Consider the following 20,301-nt stretch of genomic DNA (forward strand, 5'->3'; position numbering starts at 1 on the left):
TATTATGGTTAATAAAGTGTTGACTTATACATTAATGTCTTTCCCGGCATCGAAAGCGAAGGAGGTATCGCCTTTGCAGAAACAGCCCGTTTGTAATTCGGCTTATCACTCATCACGAAATGCAGTTCCACTCCGTCACTCACCTGAGAATACGGCAAATACGACTTGTCGTATTTCTTACCATTGACATACAAATCCTTTACATACACATTGTCTTTCGACCAGTTCTCGGTAGTCATCTTTATCTTCTTTCCGTTGCTCAGCGTAATCTCCAGCGCTTCCACACAAGGAGAACCGATGTTGTATACGTTGCTCGACGGAGCCACCGGATACATACCCAGACAGTTGAACATGTACCATGCCGACATCTGGCCACAGTCGTCATTACCACTTAACGATCCCGGTTCATTACCATAAAAACGGTCGGCAATCTCACGCACCCAATACTGACATTTCCAGGGCTGTCCCAGATAATTATACAGATAAGCCACATGATGACAAGGCTCATTGCCGTGCCAGTACCCGCCGATACGTCCCTGAATATCGTGAGCACCCGGTATGTCATCCGGCAACTCTACAGTGAACAAATCGTCCAGGTGCTTCTGGAATGCCTTTTTGCCAATCAGATTCATGTATCCCTGCACATCATGAGGCACATACCACGTATACTGTATGGTAAAACCTTCGGTAATGTCTCCCCAACCGTGTACCGAGCCCGGTCCCTGATAAGCCACCGGAGTAAACGGAGTACGCCAGTTGCCCTTACTGTCACGTCCACGCATATACTTCGTTTCCGGATCCACCAGCGTCTGGTACGACAGCGAACGGTTCAGGAAATACTGATAATCATCCATCTTTCCCAAAGCCTTTGCAGCCTGTGCGATACAGAAATCATCATAAGCATATTCCAGCGTCTTGGATACCGATTCCGCCTCTTTGTCAAAAGGAACAAACCCCATGGCCCGATACTCCGGAAGACAGTCAAAGTTCTCATTCATTGCCGTTGTTTTCATGGCTTCGAATGCACGTTCATAATCAAATCCCTTCACTCCCTTCACAATCATATCTGCCAGTACAGAGACCGCATGATAACCGATCATGCACCACGTCTCATTTCCATAGAAAGACCATATCGGCAACATTTTCTCCACGCTCTTGTCGTAATGAGCCAGCATCGAATTGGCAATGTCCGCATTCACATCCTGATGCACCAGGTTGAACCACGGGTGAAGGGCCCGGTAAGTATCCCACAACGAGAAAGTCGTATAGTTGGTGAAACCTTCCGCCTTCTCAATATTCTTGTCCAGTCCACGGAACTGTCCGTCTGCATCCTGGAAGATAAACGGATGCAATGCTGCATGATAAGCAGAAGTATAGAACGTTTCCTTCGTCTTATTATCTGCCGTCAGCTGATATTTGCTCAACTCCTGTTCCCATACCTGCACTCCCTTCTCTCTCAGTCCGTCAAAAGTCTGTCCGTCGAGTTCCACCATATTTTTTGCCGCCCCGGCCGTACTCACCGCCGATACGGCTACCTTAACCGTTACCGTTTCATCCTTTTCTGTATGGAAAGAGAGACAAGCCATCAGGTTCTTGCCCCATGCCTCATACGAACTTCTGAAGCGGGAAGTATTGTAAATCACCGGCTTCTTGTCCTGCATGAAACGTAAGGTTTCCCATTTCTTTGAGAAAACAGCCTTGAAATACACATGACGTTCCGGTCCCCATCCCTTTACCAGTTTATAACCGGTAAGAGTAGAATCATTCTCCATGCGCAAGTTCGACCATTCGCAATGCTGCCACAAAGTATGATTCATGTCAATCATGATGAAGGCCGAATCCGATGCCGGATAAGTAAAACGGAACATCCCGCTCCGCAGTCCGGCTGTCATTTCCGCCTTTACTCCATAATCCAGCAGATCCACCGCATAATAATTGGGAGAAGCCCATTCGCGGTCGTGCGAATAGCGCGAACGATAACCTTCCTGCGGTGCCTCACGCGTACCCGGATCCAGTTTCATGGTTCCAGTTCCCGGAATGAACAAGAAATCCCCCAGGTCAGGAATACCCGTACCACTCAGGTGAGTCAGGCTGAATCCCAACAGCGAAGTATGATTATACTTGTATCCGGCAGCCGCATCATAAAAGTGCGCATCCGTATCCGGACTGATCTGAATGCCCCCAAACGGAATCTGAGCCCCCGGATAGACATTACCATATCCATCGGTTCCCACCAGAGGATTCACCAAATCCGTCAGTTTCTCGGCATGCATGTTTACCGAAAACATACATGCACATAAAGCCAGCGCCTGTACTATCCTGTTCATTTTTATTCCTCTTTATTTTCGACTTTATTCTCTACCTGCAAATCACCTACCGCAATCTGGTATTCATTCCACAGTTCATCAATATCATACTGCTCGCCCAGCGCATATTTCACAGCACCGTTGAACGACCAGGGAATCACCTCCAGCGTACTCCGGTTGAATTTCCGGAGAAAATCCGGATCTTTGTTGTCCTTCAGCCAGGCAAAGAAATATCCGGCCGTACGGTAGCCGTCCATGTAATTACCTCCTTTAGGACGGGCATCCGGAGTAAAACCTCCATTGACTACTCTCACCGCATCGGCCATACCTTCAATGAAGGCCCACACCACACGGTTGGTTCCGTAACTGCCGATACCCTGAGGTTCCAACTGATAAGCATGTGTCAACTCGTGCAGCAGCACCCCTCTCGTCTCGAAAAACAACTTAGCCGTATCATTGGCAGCAAACGACCGTTCAATATGACGGGTACTGTAGAAAATGGAAATAATGCCGTTTCCGCCTCCCTTGGCAGATACCCCATCCGTATCCTGCAGCGAATAATACAGCGTATCCACAGGAACTATGCTGTCGGAAGGAGAATAATACAACGTAGACAATACCGTACGTGCCTGTTCGGCGATATACGATTTCGGATCGGTCACGATACGATGATAGATTTTAGAACCTTCAGTCTCCGGAGCCTGGTCATCAAAGACAATGTGACCCACCGGATAATTTTCCCAAGACGATGCCTGTGCGTTGTCTCCTTCTGCCTGTTTATTACTTCCACAAGCCGAGAAAGACACTACTCCCAACAATATTCCTGCAATAAGACAATGTGTTTTCATTTTCGATTATTTTTTAATACCAGTTGTTAACGAATAAGGTTTTGCAATCATTTTCTGTCCGCGTTTCTTATTGGGAGTATCTCCCATCTTATATTCCCAGACTCCCCCTTTCAGCAAGTCATCATGGGTTACATACAGTTTGTCATACAACTTACCGTTGATGTACAATGCCTGAACGTAACGGTTCTTGTCGCTGACTTCCGGAGCCTTTATCTCAAGCATGTTTCCATTGGGCAAGCGATATTTCACCTCACGGAAGTACGGAGCTCCCAGCACATACTGATCCGTACCCGGACATACCGGATAGAATCCCATTACACTGAACATATACCAGGCCGACATCTGTCCGCAATCGTCGTTTCCGCTCAAGCCGTCGATATCATTCCGGTACATGCGGTTCAGGATTTCGCGTACCCAATACTGTGTTTTCCACGGCTGTGAAGTCCAGGCATACAAATAAGGAATGTGGTGGCTCGGTTCATTTCCGTGTACATATCCTCCCAGCAATCCCTCTTCGGTGATGTCTTCATTCTTCTCATAATATTTTGCAGGAAGATGCATTTCAAACAGTTCATCTATTTTCCGGATAAACGCCTTATCTCCCCCCATCAGGTCCTTCAGTCCCATTACATCATGAGGCACATGGAACGAAAAATTCCAGGAGTTACCTTCAATAAAGCCTTCTCCGTGAGTCTGCAACGGATCAAAATCCTTCTTGAAACTACCGTCACTGTATCTCGGACGTACAAATCCCAGTTTTTCATCGAAAATCTTCCGGTAATTCAAAGCCCGCTGATAATACTGGTCGGCCACTTCCTGCTCACCCAACTTCAAGGCCGTCTGATACACCGTCCAGTCGTCGTAAGCAAACTCAAGTGTAGACGACATGGCTGTGACACTCTTGTCGAAAGGAATGTAGCCCAACTTCTTATAATCGTCCAGATGGTCGTAGTAGTCCACATTCGAAGTCTCCACCATCGCCTTTAAGGCATCTTTTCCATCCGCACAGATTCCCTTGGCAATGGCATCTGCCAACACCGAAGTCGCATGATATCCGCTCATGCACCAGTTTTCATTCCCCATCAGACTCCATACCGGCAGCATCTTATGCACACTCTGCTGCTGATGCTTGATCATGGAGGCAACCATATCCGCATTCTCCTTCGGTGCCACCACGTTCAGGAACGGATGTTCGGCACGGTAAGTATCCCACAAAGAAAAGATGGTATAATTGGTAAAGTTCTCCGCATGATGGATGTTGTGGTCCAGTCCCCGATAAGCCCCGTCCACGTCCATGTATACAGAAGGATTAATCATGGTATGATACAAAGACGTATAAAACATCTCCTTCTGATCCTCGGTACCGTCAATCTCGAAGGCATGGAGTTTTTCCTCCCAGCTGCGGGAAGCCTCGCGAACCAGACAGTCGAAATCCTTTCCTTCCGTTTCAGCCTTCAGGTTCTTCAACGCCCCTTCCGTGCTGACTCCCGACAATGCAACCTTGATCACCAGTTCCGGGTTTGCCGATGTATCAAATTCGAAATAAGACACGATGGAACGTCCCGAGATTTCCGGGAAATTCTCATCAAGTTTAAAGCGGCGCCAGAATCCTGAATACTGCACCTTCTTTTTGTCCACATATCCGTAATGAGTAACCGGCTGTGAGAAAGAGATGGCAAAATAAGTATAATTGGTCCGTGCCCAACCGTTCGTAATCCGATATCCGGTCAGCAAAGTATCATTCTCCACCCGAAGATTTGCCCAAAGCACCTTGCCGTCGTAATTATAAATACCGTGAGATAAATCCAGAATAATTCGTCCATCCGCATCTTTCGGATAAGTATATTTGTGCACACCGGTACGCGGAGTGGCTGTCAGCTGAGCCTTAATCTGATAATCATCCAGCATCACCTCGTAATATCCGGCAGCTGTATGCTCCGTACTGTGACTGAAACGAGAGCGATATCCTTCGCCCGGTACACCGGCCCTGCCGGGATTCAGTTTCAGTTCTCCTACCGTAGGCATGATCAGGATATCTCCCAAATCGGAATGGCCGGTTCCGCTCAAATGCGTATGACTGAAACCTACAATGGTACTGTCGGAATACTGATATCCGGCACAGTACTTGTACACATCTTTCTGATATTCTCCATTTACATTATGAGGAATGGTATCCGTATCCGGACTGAGCTGAATCAAGCCAAACGGCACACAAGCTCCCGGGAAAGTATGTCCCATACTGTTTGTTCCGATAATGGGATTTACATATTCCACTACATTTCTTTCCGCCCACAAAGGAAATACGGTCATTGCTCCAAGGCAAGCACATAGTATTTTTCTTAACATATTCAAGGTTTTAATGTTTTTCATCCATTTTCACAAAGATAAAGACTTCGGTTTCTTTAACATTCCTTATAAAAGACATTCGGCCATTACTGCAGAAAAACGTCTGAAAAAAGAATAAACAGCAAAAACAGGACAAATATTACACCTGAATATCAGAATATTACAAATATACAGTACAAATAGAGAACACCGTAAAAGAAGAAATTCAGAACACTTTCTGCAAATCAAGAACAAGGAAAACCTTGGGCAGGACACCCCTTATCCGGCAAAATCTTCCGATGGAAATGCCGGAATATATACCTCAATCCACCTACCCCTATTTCACCAGCGACGCACCTTTCCGTCCCCGGGACTATTGGTTGCCCGAGGATTTCATGTCACGGTAACTCTTGGGAGTCATGCCAAACCGTTGAGAAAACTCCTTGTAGAAATAAGGACGACTGGAAATGCCCACTTCCTCTATGACCTCCTGAATGGAGAGATCGGTTTCCGCCAGAAGATGAGCCGCCCTTTCCATCTTGTATTTTTTAATGAAATCACTGGGAGTAATCCCCGAAAGTTCCTTAAACTTCCGGTAGAACTGCCGGGAACTCATGTGCATCTTTTCAGATAAGAAAGTCGAGCCAAGATCGTCATTTGCCAGATGTTCATCCAGCACCTCCAGCAACCGTCTGACAAATTCCACCTGTTCATCCGTACTGCAGTGAGGAAAATCATCCGCCCATTGTCCCAAAGGCATCGCATTCACCTCTCCTTTTTCGGGGAAAGCAGCCTCCTTCGACAGGGCCCATGCTGCAATAAAGTGCTGGAATACCCGTTTACGGTAAAGATAATAGCCTACCCCTGCCAAGATTCCCAGTCCCAGCAACAGCAAGACCATATGAAAAGTTGCAGAATGATACCAGAACGGAATGATCCGGACTTTTATCGTCAGTTCCTTGTAGATAGAATCAAATACGTCTTTTTTATACCTTACCCTGAAAAGGTATTCTCCTGGCGGAACGTACCGGCAAACGGCTTCGTTCTCTTTGGAGAACAATGACCAGCGGGAGTCGTATCCTTCCAGAATATACGAATACTCAATGTCAGGAACCGCATAATCCAGGGCGGCAAACTGCAGGGCAAACGTATTCTGGGCCTCATCCAGAGTAATGACCGAATCTTCCTCCGAATAAAAATCGGTCAGATTAACCCATTTACCGTCTATTCTCAGCGACCTCAGGACCAGATCGGCATAATACTCCGACAGGGGTAAGGTATCCCTGAAATACAACAAACCGTTCACTCCGCCCAGGAAGATGTTTCCCGTATAAGGACATCTGTAATAGCTGTCATCACTGAACTCTCCCACTTCTATGCCTTTGCTGTAATAATAGGTATACGAACCCTTGCTCACTGGATCGTACTTAATCAGCCCTTTATTGGTTCCCAGCCAAAGGATACCGGAGTCATCTTTCACAATTCCATGAATCATGTCATTGAATAATCCCTGCTCCCTTCCGATGTATTCAGCATGGAAATTTCCATTTTCCATCATCTCTATCGATACCAGTCCGGCAATCGTTCCCACAAAAAAACGGTTTTCATCGTAAGGATACATGCAGAGTACATCATCTACAGCCTTTCCCAATATCTTATATAAAGAATACACCTGATACTCACCGGTCTTCATAGAAAAACGAACCAGTCCCTGCCCACGGCTTCCCAACCACAGCACAGAGTCTCCCTGTGCCACCATTGAAGAAAATCCGAGCAACTCCCGCTGATGATAATAAAAACGGAACTTCCTGTTTCTGACTGCCCGAAGGCGGCCATTCTCTTCCTTCACCCTCAGTTTGACCAGTCCCAAACCATTGGTCGCCAGCCAGACAGCCGAGTCCTTGCTCTCATATAAATCATGAACCTCAACCGATTTTCCCCGCAACGAGTTAGCTACCGGCAATAACCGGTCGTGCTGATAAGAATAATAATACAGCGTTGAATCGAGCATGCCTACCCAGAAATCCTCTCCGTACCGCTGTTTTTTCAGCATAAAAGCCTGAAAGAAACTGGCCCCGCGCGAATAGTCCTCCAAGGCACACCGGGTATTCGGGTTATATACCACAATCCCCTCAGCGTCCTCCCGGCCCTCATAAGAAGGAATACGGATCAGTCCGTCCCCCTTGGTACCCACCCAAAGAGTTCCCATCTTATCCGTCATGATTCCTCGCACCTGTCCGTTGATAGACGAAGACAACTTATCAAATATCAGGTTGGTAACCAATGAGTTTTCCTTAGTCAGCTTGACAATGCCGTTACCATCCGTTCCCAGCCACAAGATTTCCTGCTTATGGTCCACAAACAAAGAGAACACCCGGAGATCCGCCCGCAAGAACTCCTCCGCATACTGCTCAGAAGCAGTCAGACGCAAGATACCCCCGTTATGAAGCGTAATCAATATATCATCATAAAACGGAAAGATATCAAAGAAACGTCCGTATCTCTGCAGCAGTCCCCCCACATTCCGGATATACAGCTTCGACTTATTACGCACATCATACAGATACAGATCGTTGGCATCATCCATGAAAATGAACGTACCCTGATGTGCAAACGAATGCATGATCGGATGATTGTGCAGCAGAAGAGAAGAAACCGACTGATGCACCTTAGTAGAATCCGAGGCAAACGAACTGACCGAATACCGGTAAATCCGGTTGCTCCGTACCGGGATAAAATTCAGGGCCCCCGACGCATCCACATAGGCACAATGATTCAGGGCCCCCATCTCCATATCGAGGGTAAACGCCTTGATAAAACGATGGTGGAACGTGTTGTAATAATAAATATTCTTGCTGCCCAGAATCCACGAGTTTCCTTTTTCATTGGAATAAACCATGGTATCCTCATCCGGGAAAGAATAATTTTCAGAAACGGTCAGCGAATCACAGGAAAACAGGTTGATACCGGAAAAGCTTTGTACCCAAAGTCCCTTTTCGCCCGCCACCTGCAAATTGGAAATAATGTTGTTGTCCAGGGTTTTTCCCCTCGAAAAATCAGTTCTGTAGACCTCAATGTGCTTTCCGTCATAACAGTTCAGTCCGTCATACGTACCAAACCACATCAGGCCCTGACTATCCTGACAAATACTGAGAACCGCACTGTTGGAAAGCCCCTGCTGATAATTAATCTCAAAGGAAGTATAAGGATTCGAAAACGCCCCGATGCAACTCATGCACAGGCTCATTATTCCGAATAACAAGACTTTTAGGTTCCAGTATCGTATCATAGTACAGAAAGTTATAAAGAAGAACGTTCATGAAAATGATTCACCTTCATAAACGTTCTTCCCTCAGTTAAAACAAGAATCTCAACACATCATTGAAGTTGGCCAGAATGAGCAGTGCAAACAATAAAAACATACCGACCATCTGTGCATACTCCAAGAACTTGTCGCTCGGTTTGCGGCGAGCCACAATCTCATACAACAAGAACAACACATGTCCACCGTCCAGTGCCGGAATAGGCAGGATGTTCATGAAAGCCAGGATAATTGACAGGAACGCCGTCATTTCCCAGAAACGCTGCCAGTCCCATACCTTAGGGAAGATGCTGCCGATGGCAGCAAATCCACCTACACTCTTGGCTCCTTCCTTCGTGAAGACATACTTCATGTCGTTCACATATCCCTTCAAGGTATTCACACCCAGCGTAACTCCGGCCGGGAACGATTCAAAGAAACCATAAGAAAGTGTAGTCACCGGATAAGACGGCATGGCGGCAATAGCGCCGACTACAAATTTATCATTGGTGGTAATCTCCACAGTATCACGAACCCCAGCACGAGAATAAACCAGATTGAACGAAGCTGAAGTCTGTTCCTTCAGCTCAGCCTGCGTACGGATCTTTCCCAGTTCCTCCATAAAACTGTTCCACGAATTCAGGGAAGTCCCGTTGACCGCCAGCAGCGAGTCGCCCTTCTGGATACCTGCCTTGGCAAAAGCCCCTTCAGGCAAGACCGAATCAATCACGTTCGGACAGAAAGTAGCTACAAAAATCGGATCTTCCTTCGCCACATCCAGCAGACTCAGTTCCGGCATCAGGATCGTCTTTTCCTCACCGTTACGAATCACGGTCACCTCCTTTGCCTCCACCATGCTGCGCAGCATGTCCATGTTGAAACGCTCCAACGGCTCTCCGTCCGCACTCTTCAGAATATCCCCATCCTGGAATCCGATTTTCTGTGCCGTCTCATTGAACTTCATACCATACGACATGTCCTTCAGTGCGATGTACGAATCTCCCCATTTATACAGAATCATGGAATAAATGAACAGAGCCAGCAGGAAGTTCATCAATACACCGCCAATCATCACCAGCAGGCGCTGCCATGCCGGTTTCGAGCGGAATTCCCAGTCCTGCGGCGGCAACTTCATCTGCTCGGTATCCATCGACTCATCGATCATTCCCGAAATCTTGCAGTAGCCTCCCAGCGGCAGCCAGCCCACACCATATTCCGTATCACTGTTCTTCGGTTTATATTTGAAAAGTGAGAACCAAGGGTCAAAGAAGATATAAAATTTCTCCACTCGAATCTTGAATAATCGGGCAAAGAAAAAGTGTCCTCCCTCATGAATGATTACCAGTAACGACAGACTGAGAATCAGCTGAAGGGCACGAATCAAAAACGTTTCCATGTACTATTTTGCCTATTTTTTTAAGTTAATATTTAATTGTTTACTTCATGTTATTAATCACCATCTCAGCTGCGATACGCCGGGTTTCCGCATCCGTAGACACATAATCCTCGTAAGTCGGCGTCTGGATAAACGGCACACGCTGCATTGACTTCTCTATCACCTCACTCATTCCCAGGAACGAGATCTGGTCTTTCAGGAAGGCCGCTACCACCACCTCATTCGCCGCATTGACAATACAAGGCATGTTACCCCCCTGGTTCAGCGCTTCATAAGCCAGTGCCAGGTTGCGGAAACGCTGTGTATCAGGCGCCTCGAAAGTCAGGCTGTTGCATTTCAGGAAATCCAGCCGGTCGAATGACGAACGTACCCGGTTCGGATAGGAAAACGCATACTGAATGGGCAGACGCATATCGGGCACTCCCAGCTGTGCCTTCACTGCTCCGTCTTCAAATTCCACCATCGAATGAATGACCGACTGCGGATGAACCACCACCTCAATCTGCTTAGGCTGCAGTCCGAAGAGCCACTTGGCCTCTATCACCTCGAATCCCTTGTTCATCATCGAAGCCGAGTCGACGGTAATCTTGGCGCCCATGCTCCAGTTCGGATGCTTCAACGCCTGTTCCTTGGTCACCTTCTGCAGCTGCTCCATGGTAAATGTCCGGAAAGGACCTCCCGAAGCTGTCAGAATGATCTTCTCCAGCGGATTGTTCACTTCCAGACACTGGAAGATAGCCGAATGCTCGGAATCCACCGGCAAAATCGGAGTCCGGTACTGACTGGCCAGCGCATTGACCAGTTCACCGGCAACCACCATCGTTTCCTTATTGGCCAGCGCAATTACCTTCCCGGCCCGAATCGCATTCATGGTCGGACGCAGTCCTGCATATCCCACCATCGCTGTCAGTACGATATCAATGGGACCCGATTCCACAATCTGGCAGATTGCCTCCATACCGGCATACACCTTCACCGGCAAATCCGACAAAGCCTCTTTCAGCTGCGGATACTTGTCTTCGTTGGCAATCACCACCGCCTCAGGCCGAAATTTACGTGCCTGCTCAATCAGCAGTTCCACCCGGTTGTTTGCCGTCAGTACATAAGCCTCATACAAATCCGGATGCTCCTCAATCACCTGCAAGGCCTGAGTTCCAATAGAACCGGTAGAGCCTAATATTGCGATCTGTTTCTTCATAATCTCTATCAAAAAACCACATATTTTTCAGGATTCATCGGAATCCCCTTATGCCAAAGCTCAAAATGCAAGTGCGGCTGTTCCTCCTCCGCGCCCAGTTTTCCGATCAGCGCAATCACTTCTCCCCCCTTTACCTTATCGCCTACCTGCTTCATCAAACTTCCGCAATGTTTATAAATTGTCAAAAAATCCTGCGAGTGCTGGACCTGAATCACATATCCGTCTTCCGCAGTATAAGAAGCAAAGACAACCGTACCGTCCAATGCAGACAGAATGCTTTCATTCGGATCGGCGGTCAGATCCAGTCCCCAATGTTTCTCCTGCGGGTAAAACTCCCGGGTCATCAGTCCCCGTACCGGACGGTAGAAAATCAGTCCCGCCGCATCACGGGCACCCGTTACCGCAATCAGGTTATACCTTTCCTTCGCTTCATAACGGTCACGGAAATTCTTCTCCTCTTCCGAACGCGCCATCAGTTCCTCAGCCCTCAGAGCAGTCAGCGAATCGACCGACTTCACCGAGTCGGCCTTGATCTGTCCGCTCAGAATATCCCGGATATTCATCATATACAGATTCTGTCGCTCCAGAGCCGCCTGCAGCGAATCGGCGCGCAGCGCATTTGTCACCACCTGCGAGCGCACCTCACTGTTCATATACCCGGGCAAATAATTCCGCAAGGGAGTAAAGATGATGATTACCGCAGCAATCAGGAAAATAACCGTACAGGCCGACAACAAGACAGAAAGTCCGTTCAGTTTGGAGACATGAATTCCCACTACCTCTTCCAAGGTATTCTCATTGATAATCGTCAGTTTATACTTAAACTTGATATTATTCCAAAAAGCCTTACGTCCTTTCTTTCTCATTACCCTACCTTAATTAACGGTCCATACACACTGTCAGTCAAGCAGACCTTCCGGAATCTCGACTGTCAGCACCCTATTTTTCTTATCCAAATCCAGAATAAACTCCTCGTGTGCAGGCAACAGCAGTTCCTCTCCCTCTTTCTCTATCACAAACAGCACGTTCATCGTCGCATCATCCACATCCACAATCTCTCCCAGCGCTCCGTGACGTACGTCATTCACCTGAAATCCCACAAAGAAATTCCACGAGGTAATCTCATCCTGTTCATCCATGTATTTTTTCGGGAAGTAAACCTCCACGTTGGTAAACATCTTCGCACGTTCCGCCGTATCTATTCCCTCGAACTTGACCAGCGCCACATTATCCGACTTGAACCTGTATTCTTCCCAGAAGAAAGGGACCAATATACCGTCCATCATTAATATCAGGTAATCACAATCCTCCACACGGTCAAAGATATCATCGGTAAAGGAAAACGAAACCTCCCCCTTCACTCCATGCGGTTTATTGATGACCCCTATCTTGAATACCTCTTCTTTTTTTATCATATTTTATCCGATACGCGTTATACGGGCTCCCAAAGCCGTCAATCGTTGTTCTATATTCTGATAGCCACGGTCGATCTGTTCAATGTTATGAATACGGCTGATACCATCTGCACCCAGGGCTGCAATCAGCAGGGCGATTCCCGCACGGATATCCGGAGAAGTCATGTTTCCTCCTCTCAGGCGGAAGTTATGGTCATGTCCGATAACCACCGCACGGTGCGGGTCGCACAGAATGATCTGGGCTCCCATGTCAATCAGCTTATCCACGAAGAACAGGCGGCTTTCAAACATTTTCTGATGTATCAGCACACTTCCCTTGGCCTGCGTAGCCACCACCAGCATCACACTCAGCAAGTCCGGTGTCAGTCCCGGCCAGGGCGCGTCCGCAATCGTCATGATCGAACCGTCGATAAAGGATTCGATTTCATAATGATCCTGCTGCGGTACAAAGATATCATCTCCCCGCTGCTCCAGACGGATTCCCAGACGGCGGAAACTGTCGGGAATAATACCCAGGTTCTGATACGATACATTCTTGATGGTAATCTCACTGGACGTCATGGCTGCCATTCCGATAAAACTGCCCACCTCAATCATATCCGGAAGAATCCGGTGCTCACAACCCTTCAGGCTGCTTACTCCCTCGATGGTCAGCAAGTTGGACGCAATACCCGAAATCCGGGCACCCATGCTGTTCAGCATCTTACACAACTGCTGCAGGTAAGGTTCACACGCCGCGTTGTAAATGGTCGTCGTACCTTCTGCCAGCACTGCCGCCATTACGATGTTCGCCGTACCGGTTACCGAAGCCTCATCCAGCAACATGTACGCCCCCTTCAATTTGTCGGCATAAATACGGAACACGCCCGAAGCCGCATCAAAATCGAAAGAAGCCCCCAGTTTCTGTATACCCAAGAAATGCGTATCCAGACGGCGGCGGCCAATCTTATCTCCTCCAGGTTTGGCTATCATTGCCTGTCCGAAACGGGCAATCAGCGGACCGACCAGCATCACCGATCCTCTCAGCTTGGAGCAGCGTGTCAGAAACTCCTCGCTCTCCAGGTACGCCAAGTTCACTTCATCGGCCTGGAACGTATAGGTATCCACTCCCACTTTAGAAACCTTCACCCCCATATCCCTCAGCAACTGAATCAGGTTGTTTACATCCAGGATATTCGGGATATTACTGATTGTCACCGCTTCGTCGGTCAACAATGTGGCACATAAAATCTGCAAGACCTCGTTCTTCGCTCCCTGAGGAAAAATCTCACCCTGCAACCTGTGTCCGCCTTCGATTACAAATGAAGCCATAAAACCTTAGATTTAAGAGTTAATATTTTCTTTTCTGCTGATTCTGATTATTGTTTGCCTGACGACGGCGTGGCACGAACGTGCGCTGCTCCACCAGTTTCAGGTCTTCGGCAGAGAGACGAATCTTTCCACCCGTCAGCTCGCACAGGTCGTCCAGTATCTTCTGGTCTTCCACACTGTCCTTGTTCCAGTTCAGATAATCCCGCTTCATATGATTGGCAATCATTCTCAGCAGGCGCAGCTTATCATCCCCTTCGGGATAGTCTACCGCAATCTGCAGCAAGTCCTGGATGAAACGGCCGTAGTGACGGTAACGGATGTTATTCTGCGAATAATCAATCCGGTCCGGCTTGATTTCCAGACTTTCCTTCTTCACCACCTCCACCGGGTAGTCAATATCCAGCTTAAAGTCAGCCATGATGGCCAGGTGATCCCACAGCTTATGCTTGAAATCAGCCACATCCCGCAAGTGCGGGAACATGCCTCCCATGATGTTGACAATAGTATTTGCGCAACGCTGTCTTTCTGCCCTGTCCTCAATGGTAAGCGCATAATCCACCATGTTCTGGACACTTCTTCCATATTCGGGCAACGGCAATCTTCTTTGTTGGGTATTATATTCCATAAAATGCTTTAAAAATTTGACACACAACGGATCCTTCTCCACACCGGTTTCCGGATTACAGCAGTTTCTTGGGAGTAGAAGCCACAAACTCTTTCAAATAGAAAGGCTCGAAATAAGCCACGTCCTTGTAATCTTCTACGGCTACCGCCTTTTCGGCCAGCGGGAACATCCATTTGGCCAGCGGATGAATATCCTCAATGAAATGCGCATTCGGGTGCGTAATCTTCTCACGGCACTTGGCCGCTCCGTTTCCGAAGAAATAAACCGGCTGCTTATCGAGGAATTCGGCATATGAATTTTCATCGATGATGTCGGCTCCGATGGCTCTCTTCACCTTCAGGGCACGGTCGTAAACTGCCGCATAGACCTCCATGCGACGGGCATCGATCATCGGACAAAGCAGTGCATCCTCCGGCAGATCCTGGTGCAGCAATACCGGCACACACATCACTTCCAGGGTAGGCAGACCAATCAGCGGAATGTTCCGTCCATAGCAGATACCCTTTGCCATTGATACTCCGATACGCAATCCCGTATATGAGCCCGGTCCACAACTTACGGCAACGGCATCTACCGGAATGGCGTGACTGTCGGCAAACGACAGTGCCTCATCTACAAACACACCCAGTACCGTAGCATGTGACGGGCCTTTAAAATCCTCTTTGGAAAAGATAGAAGTTCCGTCCTGACTCAAAGCAACAGAACAGACTTCGGTCGATGTCTCAATATGTAATATACACGACATAAATTTAACTGATATATTTTATAATGTGCAAATATACATTTTTATTCGAAGACAAAATCTGTTATATCCGTGTTTTTTATAATATTTACAGAAAGACGACCTCTTTTCCAGGCAGGAAAAACCGCGGTTCTGCCCTGCCGGAATTGCTTCCGGCCCGCATTTCCACACAGTTATTCAACCGATTTATTCTCGCATTGTCTATTTTTTTATAACTTTGCGCCAACCAAAAAACAAATCCATTATGATACAATCCATGACCGGATACGGTAAAGCAACTGTGGTATTCGGAGATAAGAAGATAAACGTAGAGATCAAGTCATTAAACAGCAAGGCAATGGATTTATCCACGCGCATTGCACCCTTGTACAGGGAAAAAGAAATGGAAATCCGCAACCTGATTACCCAGGTGCTCGAACGCGGAAAGGTCGACTTCAGTCTATGGGTTGAGAAAGAAGCTGCCGAGGCGGCTACCCCCATCAACGTAGCCTTGGTTGAGAATTACTATCAGCAGATCAAAAGCATCTCAGAAACCTGCCACATTCCTCTCCCGGAAGACTGGTTTGCCACGCTGCTCCGCATGCCCGATGTACTGACGAAAGTCGACATCCAGGAATTGTCCGAAGAAGAATGGAGCGCGGTACGCAAGGCCATAGAGGAAGCCCTGCAGCACCTGACCGACTTCCGCAAGCAGGAAGGTCTGGCCCTGGAAAAGAAATTCACAGAAAAAATCGACAACATCGAACACTTGCTGAAATCCATCGAACCGTTCGAGAAAGAGCGTGTGGCGAAAATCCGTGAACGCATTACAGAGGCACTGGAAAAGACCCTCAACACCGATTACGACAAAAACCGTCTGGAACAGGAGCTGATCTATTATATCGAAAAACTGGATATCAACGAAGAGAAGCAGCGTCTGAGCAATCACCTGAACTATTTCCGTGAAACCATGGCCAACGGACACGGCCAGGGAAAGAAACTGGGATTCATCGCACAGGAAATGGGACGCGAAATCAATACCACCGGCAGCAAGTCGAACCATGCACAGATGCAGAACATCGTGGTACAGATGAAAGACGAGCTGGAACAGATCAAAGAACAAGTGTTAAACGTAATGTAACCCCGCATATACCGAATCAATATGGGAAAACTTATCATATTCTCAGCACCTTCGGGTTCTGGCAAATCAACCATTATCAACTACCTGCTCACGCAGCACCTGAACCTGGCTTTCTCCATCTCTGCCACCAGCCGTCCTCCACGGGGAACGGAACAGAACGGAGTGGAATACTTCTTCCTGAGCCCGGAAGAATTCAAGCAGCGGATTGCCAACGATGAATTCCTGGAATACGAAGAAGTCTATACCGACCGCTTTTACGGCACCCTGAAAGCACAGGTAGAGAAACAGCTGGCAGCCGGCCAGAATGTCATTTTCGATGTTGACGTAGTAGGCGGATGCAATATCAAGAAATTCTACGGCGACCGTGCCCTGTCGGTCTTTATCCAGCCCCCTTCAGTAGAAGAATTGCGCAAGCGGCTGAACGGACGCGGTACCGACAGTCCGGAAGTCATTGAAAGCCGGATTGCCAAGGCCGAATTCGAACTGGGATATGCCGATAAATTCGATACTGTCATTGTCAACGACGACCTGGAGAAAGCAAAGGCCGAAGCCTTGCAGGTCATCCGTAATTTCATTGAAAAATAAGCTGTATCATGCCTAAAGACCCAAAGAAATTTTTCCGTACCATGACGATTGTCAGCCTCTGCATTGCGGTGCTGGCAATCTCCGTGGCCATCGTAGCCGTAGCCATGAAAGAATATATCACTGCAGTAGCCATGCTGGTTGTGACGGGCTGGCAAGTAAGCAACTTTCTACGATGGAAAAAGAACATATAAGGACCGGAATATTCGGCGGTACCTTCAACCCCGTACATATCGGTCATCTGGCATTGGCCAATTATCTGTGTGAATACGGAGACCTGGACGAAGTCTGGTTCATGGTCTCCCCCCAGAATCCGTTCAAGAAAAACCAGATATTGCTCGATGACAGCCTCCGGCTTCAGATGGTGGAAGCCGCCACTGCCGGTTACCCTAAATTCAAGGCATGCGACTTTGAATTCCATCTGCCACGCCCTTCTTATACCGTTGACACCCTGCGCCGCCTCCGTGAGGCTTATCCACAGCGGGAGTTTGTGTTAATCATCGGAGCCGACAACTGGACCAGCTTCGACCGCTGGAAATGCCCCGAAGAAATCCTGTCGCATCATCCGATACTGATCTATCCCCGGTCGGGTCATCCCGTCGTAACGGAAACGCTACCGTCCGGAGTACGACTGATCAATACGCCGCTCATGGAAATCAGTTCGACTTTCATCCGCGAAGCTATCGGACAGGGAAAAGACATCCGCTTCTTCCTGCATCCCGAAGTATATCGCTTTATCCGGGAGCACCGGCTCTATCAGGCAGAGTAATCAACGGATTCCGGTCATTCTTTCCGGTGCAGCACTACCACCACAATCTCACTGGGGGTAAACAGGCGGAAATCCTTCCGTGACGTACCGATACCGTTGCTGATAATCACAGGAATCCCACTGGAATTGTGCTTCATTCCTGTCAGGAAACGGTTTCCGTACTTCGAAAAATGTGCCGGACTCCATTTTCTGAAGAAACTGACCTGACCGCCATGCGTATGTCCTGCCAGTGCCAGGTCGGTATTCGCCACATCCGTATCCTCGACGTAATCAGGCGTGTGCGTCAGCAGTACGACAAAATCATCCGGAGAAAGCCGCAAGGTCGGAGAAACCCCGTTGTCACGCAGGTTCGATGAATAGCGGATTCCGCTCAACAAAATGAAGTCCTTGCCCCGCCACAGGGTATCCGTACGATGCTCAAGCAGATGTACCCCGGTACTTTTCATGGCAGTCCGGACCAGTCGTTCCGACTCTCCCCTTTCATGATTTCCCATCACCGCATACGTTCCGTAGGGCGTCCGTACTTCCGACAGGGCCTCGAACAGCTCCTGAACGTTTCCTCCGTTTCTTCCTCTGTAATCCCCTCCCAACAGCAGCACATCGGCCTCTACAGACTGCAAGGCGGCAATCAGGCCGGGCAGACGTCTGGAGGTCATCCGGCTTTCGTAATGGAAATCGGTGGCAAAGACCATGCGGAAACCGTCGAAGGCCTCCGGCAACTGCTCACTGTAAAAATCATACTGCTTTATCCGTCCGATACTCTTGTATTTCGACAATGAAGCGGTGGCACACGAGGTCAGCAGCAGGCACACACCTGCTGCTGCATATATAAATCCCAATTTGAGTCGGCGTGTAAGTGTAAGCATGTGTTGAAGTCTGTATGTATATCTGTATTCAAACAAGTGCATGACTGTTGTATTAAAATTATCCGCCAAAGATAATAGAATCCGGTTAAACCCGGCAGGCGATTCCTTTTTTTCATAAAAGAGTCCTATCTTTGCCGGGGAATAAACCAGACAAACTCAAAAACATATGATACAACCGAATTCCTTACAAGCCTGGGGCCTGGCCATACGGCCCAAGACACTGACGGGGGCCGCCATCCCTGTCATGATTGGCTGTGCACTGGCGGACATGTACGACAAATTACAGGTGCTGCCGGCCGTACTCTGCTTTCTTTTTGCCTTTCTGATGCAGATTGACGCCAACTTCATCAATGACCTGTTCGACTATCTGAAGGGAAGCGACCGGGAAGACCGGCTGGGACCGGAACGCGCCTGTGCACAGGGATGGATTACCGTTTCTGCCATGAAGGCGGGAATTGCCGTGGTCACGGTACTGGCTGCTATTACCGGCCTGTCGCTGCTGTTCTTCAGCGGATGGGAGATGATCCCGGTAGGTGTGGCTTGCATCGTATTTGCCTTTCTTTATACCGCAGGACCGTATCCGCTGGCCTATCATGGCTGGGGAGATGTACTGGTACTGGTTTTCTTCGGGTTTGTACCTGTCGGATGTACGTTTTATGTCATGGCACATACCTGGACCACTCCTGTAACGGTGGCCTCACTCGCCTGCGGACTGATTATTGATACGCTGCTGATGGTGAATAATTTCAGGGACCGGGAACAGGATGCCATAAGCGGCAAAAGAACCCTCATCGTACGCTGGGGTGCCCGGGCCGGTCTGATTCTGTATTTCATGCTGGGCATGGTGGCTTGCTGGTGTTGCCTGTATTTCACCTCAGAAGGGAAAATATGGGCTGCGGTGCTCCCGCAACTGTATCTGATTCCTCACATCTTCACTACGCTTAAGATGGCACGCATCAACAAGGGAAAAGCATTGAATCTGATCCTGGGAGAGACATCAAGGAATATGCTGCTCTTCGGAATGTTATTGACACTGGGACTGGTATTGTAAAATACTCATGACTGCTGCAGAAGCTACTTATAGCTCTAATTATAAAAATATAAGATGCCCATCTTGAAATCATGAGCAAACAGCTGCACTTACAAGGTCTAAAAGACATTCTCTATCTGCTCTCAGTAAAAAGTAGTTCCCATAAGCTAGCATAAATAAGGGGAAGAGAAAAGGAATAATCATCCACGACAATAATTCATAACCCCGGCCTGCAGATTTATTAATCAACGACATGGATTAATCAATCAGCAGGCCGGGGTTTGTTTTTTTACATGGAATTCTCCAATTTGCAAATCGGCATTCCCAACATTAGAAATAATTAGGGACACTCAGTAAATAGTATAAAATTAGCCAACTAATTCATACACAATGTATTGCGGATTAGTTGGCTTTTTTGTATCTTTAGATATTCCCCCGAAAATAAGGTTTGGCAGCCAAAACGGGGG

17 protein-coding genes are annotated in these 20,301 nt (G+C 48.0%); 5 read left to right on the forward strand and 12 right to left on the reverse strand.

Features of this window, described 5'->3' with window-relative positions:
* Positions 1-8: 8 nt before the first annotated feature.
* The 11 genes from H3001_RS13495 to tsaB all read right to left on the reverse strand — a co-directional run bounded on the left by H3001_RS13495 (position 9) and on the right by tsaB (position 15,470).
* Positions 9-2,327 carry a GH92 family glycosyl hydrolase gene (locus tag H3001_RS13495; protein ID WP_181215208.1) on the reverse strand — a complete coding sequence of 773 codons (2,319 nt, stop codon included), beginning with the start codon at positions 2,325-2,327 and terminating at the stop codon, positions 9-11.
* A 2-nt stretch (positions 2,328-2,329) separates the two neighbouring features.
* A complete protein-coding gene (locus H3001_RS13500; RefSeq protein ID WP_178245100.1) occupies positions 2,330-3,154 on the reverse strand; it encodes a basic secretory protein-like protein in 825 nt (274 codons plus the stop codon).
* A gap of 6 nt (positions 3,155-3,160) precedes the next feature.
* Positions 3,161-5,464 carry a GH92 family glycosyl hydrolase gene (locus tag H3001_RS13505; protein WP_246368599.1) on the reverse strand — a complete coding sequence of 768 codons (2,304 nt, stop codon included), beginning with the start codon at positions 5,462-5,464 and terminating at the stop codon, positions 3,161-3,163.
* Between the two features lie 388 nt (positions 5,465-5,852).
* Positions 5,853-8,768, reverse strand: coding sequence for a helix-turn-helix domain-containing protein (locus tag H3001_RS13510; RefSeq protein ID WP_181215210.1), 2,916 nt, complete (start codon positions 8,766-8,768; stop codon positions 5,853-5,855).
* A gap of 67 nt (positions 8,769-8,835) precedes the next feature.
* Positions 8,836-10,176: an RIP metalloprotease RseP gene (gene rseP / locus H3001_RS13515; protein ID WP_178245106.1), complete on the reverse strand. Its 1,341-nt coding sequence runs from the start codon at positions 10,174-10,176 to the stop codon at positions 8,836-8,838.
* Positions 10,177-10,216: 40 nt separating this feature from the next.
* The gene (gene dxr, locus H3001_RS13520; protein ID WP_178245108.1) at positions 10,217-11,374 is read right to left on the reverse strand and encodes a 1-deoxy-D-xylulose-5-phosphate reductoisomerase; all 1,158 of its coding nucleotides are present in this window, start codon (positions 11,372-11,374) and stop codon (positions 10,217-10,219) included.
* Between the two features lie 8 nt (positions 11,375-11,382).
* Positions 11,383-12,240, reverse strand: coding sequence for a M23 family metallopeptidase (locus H3001_RS13525; protein WP_181215211.1), 858 nt, complete (start codon positions 12,238-12,240; stop codon positions 11,383-11,385).
* A 33-nt stretch (positions 12,241-12,273) separates the two neighbouring features.
* On the reverse strand, positions 12,274-12,789 hold the full coding sequence (gene rimM, locus H3001_RS13530; RefSeq protein ID WP_178245112.1) for a ribosome maturation factor RimM: 516 nt from the start codon (positions 12,787-12,789) through the stop codon (positions 12,274-12,276).
* Positions 12,790-12,792: 3 nt separating this feature from the next.
* Positions 12,793-14,100, reverse strand: coding sequence for a UDP-N-acetylglucosamine 1-carboxyvinyltransferase (gene murA / locus H3001_RS13535; protein ID WP_181215212.1), 1,308 nt, complete (start codon positions 14,098-14,100; stop codon positions 12,793-12,795).
* 19 nt (positions 14,101-14,119) lie between these two features.
* Positions 14,120-14,725: a DUF4290 domain-containing protein gene (locus tag H3001_RS13540; protein WP_178245116.1), complete on the reverse strand. Its 606-nt coding sequence runs from the start codon at positions 14,723-14,725 to the stop codon at positions 14,120-14,122.
* 55 nt (positions 14,726-14,780) lie between these two features.
* The gene (gene tsaB, locus H3001_RS13545; protein ID WP_178245118.1) at positions 14,781-15,470 is read right to left on the reverse strand and encodes a tRNA (adenosine(37)-N6)-threonylcarbamoyltransferase complex dimerization subunit type 1 TsaB; all 690 of its coding nucleotides are present in this window, start codon (positions 15,468-15,470) and stop codon (positions 14,781-14,783) included.
* Positions 15,471-15,711: 241 nt separating this feature from the next.
* On the opposite strand from tsaB, the gene H3001_RS13550 reads away from it, so the two are divergent.
* From H3001_RS13550 to nadD, 4 genes are read left to right on the forward strand one after another with little or no spacing between them, the layout of a single operon-like run.
* On the forward strand, positions 15,712-16,587 hold the full coding sequence (locus tag H3001_RS13550; protein ID WP_178245120.1) for a YicC/YloC family endoribonuclease: 876 nt from the start codon (positions 15,712-15,714) through the stop codon (positions 16,585-16,587).
* A gap of 21 nt (positions 16,588-16,608) precedes the next feature.
* A complete protein-coding gene (gene gmk, locus H3001_RS13555; RefSeq protein WP_178245122.1) occupies positions 16,609-17,172 on the forward strand; it encodes a guanylate kinase in 564 nt (187 codons plus the stop codon).
* 8 nt (positions 17,173-17,180) lie between these two features.
* Positions 17,181-17,363 (forward strand): hypothetical protein, encoded by a 183-nt coding sequence (locus H3001_RS13560; protein ID WP_178245124.1) that lies wholly within the window; start codon positions 17,181-17,183, stop codon positions 17,361-17,363.
* Positions 17,345-17,938 (forward strand): nicotinate (nicotinamide) nucleotide adenylyltransferase, encoded by a 594-nt coding sequence (gene nadD / locus H3001_RS13565; RefSeq protein ID WP_181215213.1) that lies wholly within the window; start codon positions 17,345-17,347, stop codon positions 17,936-17,938. The genes H3001_RS13560 and nadD overlap by 19 nt, the downstream gene beginning before the upstream one ends.
* Before the next feature lie 14 nt (positions 17,939-17,952).
* Here nadD and H3001_RS13570 read toward each other — a convergent pair whose 3' ends face one another.
* Positions 17,953-18,804: a metallophosphoesterase gene (locus tag H3001_RS13570; protein WP_181215214.1), complete on the reverse strand. Its 852-nt coding sequence runs from the start codon at positions 18,802-18,804 to the stop codon at positions 17,953-17,955.
* A 166-nt stretch (positions 18,805-18,970) separates the two neighbouring features.
* Between H3001_RS13570 and menA the strand changes: the two genes are divergently transcribed.
* Positions 18,971-19,855, forward strand: coding sequence for a 1,4-dihydroxy-2-naphthoate octaprenyltransferase (gene menA, locus H3001_RS13575; RefSeq protein WP_178245130.1), 885 nt, complete (start codon positions 18,971-18,973; stop codon positions 19,853-19,855).
* The last annotated feature ends 446 nt before the right edge of the window (positions 19,856-20,301 follow it).

This window comes from Phocaeicola faecicola (genome assembly GCF_013618865.1).
Lineage (GTDB): Bacteria > Bacteroidota > Bacteroidia > Bacteroidales > Bacteroidaceae > Phocaeicola > Phocaeicola faecicola.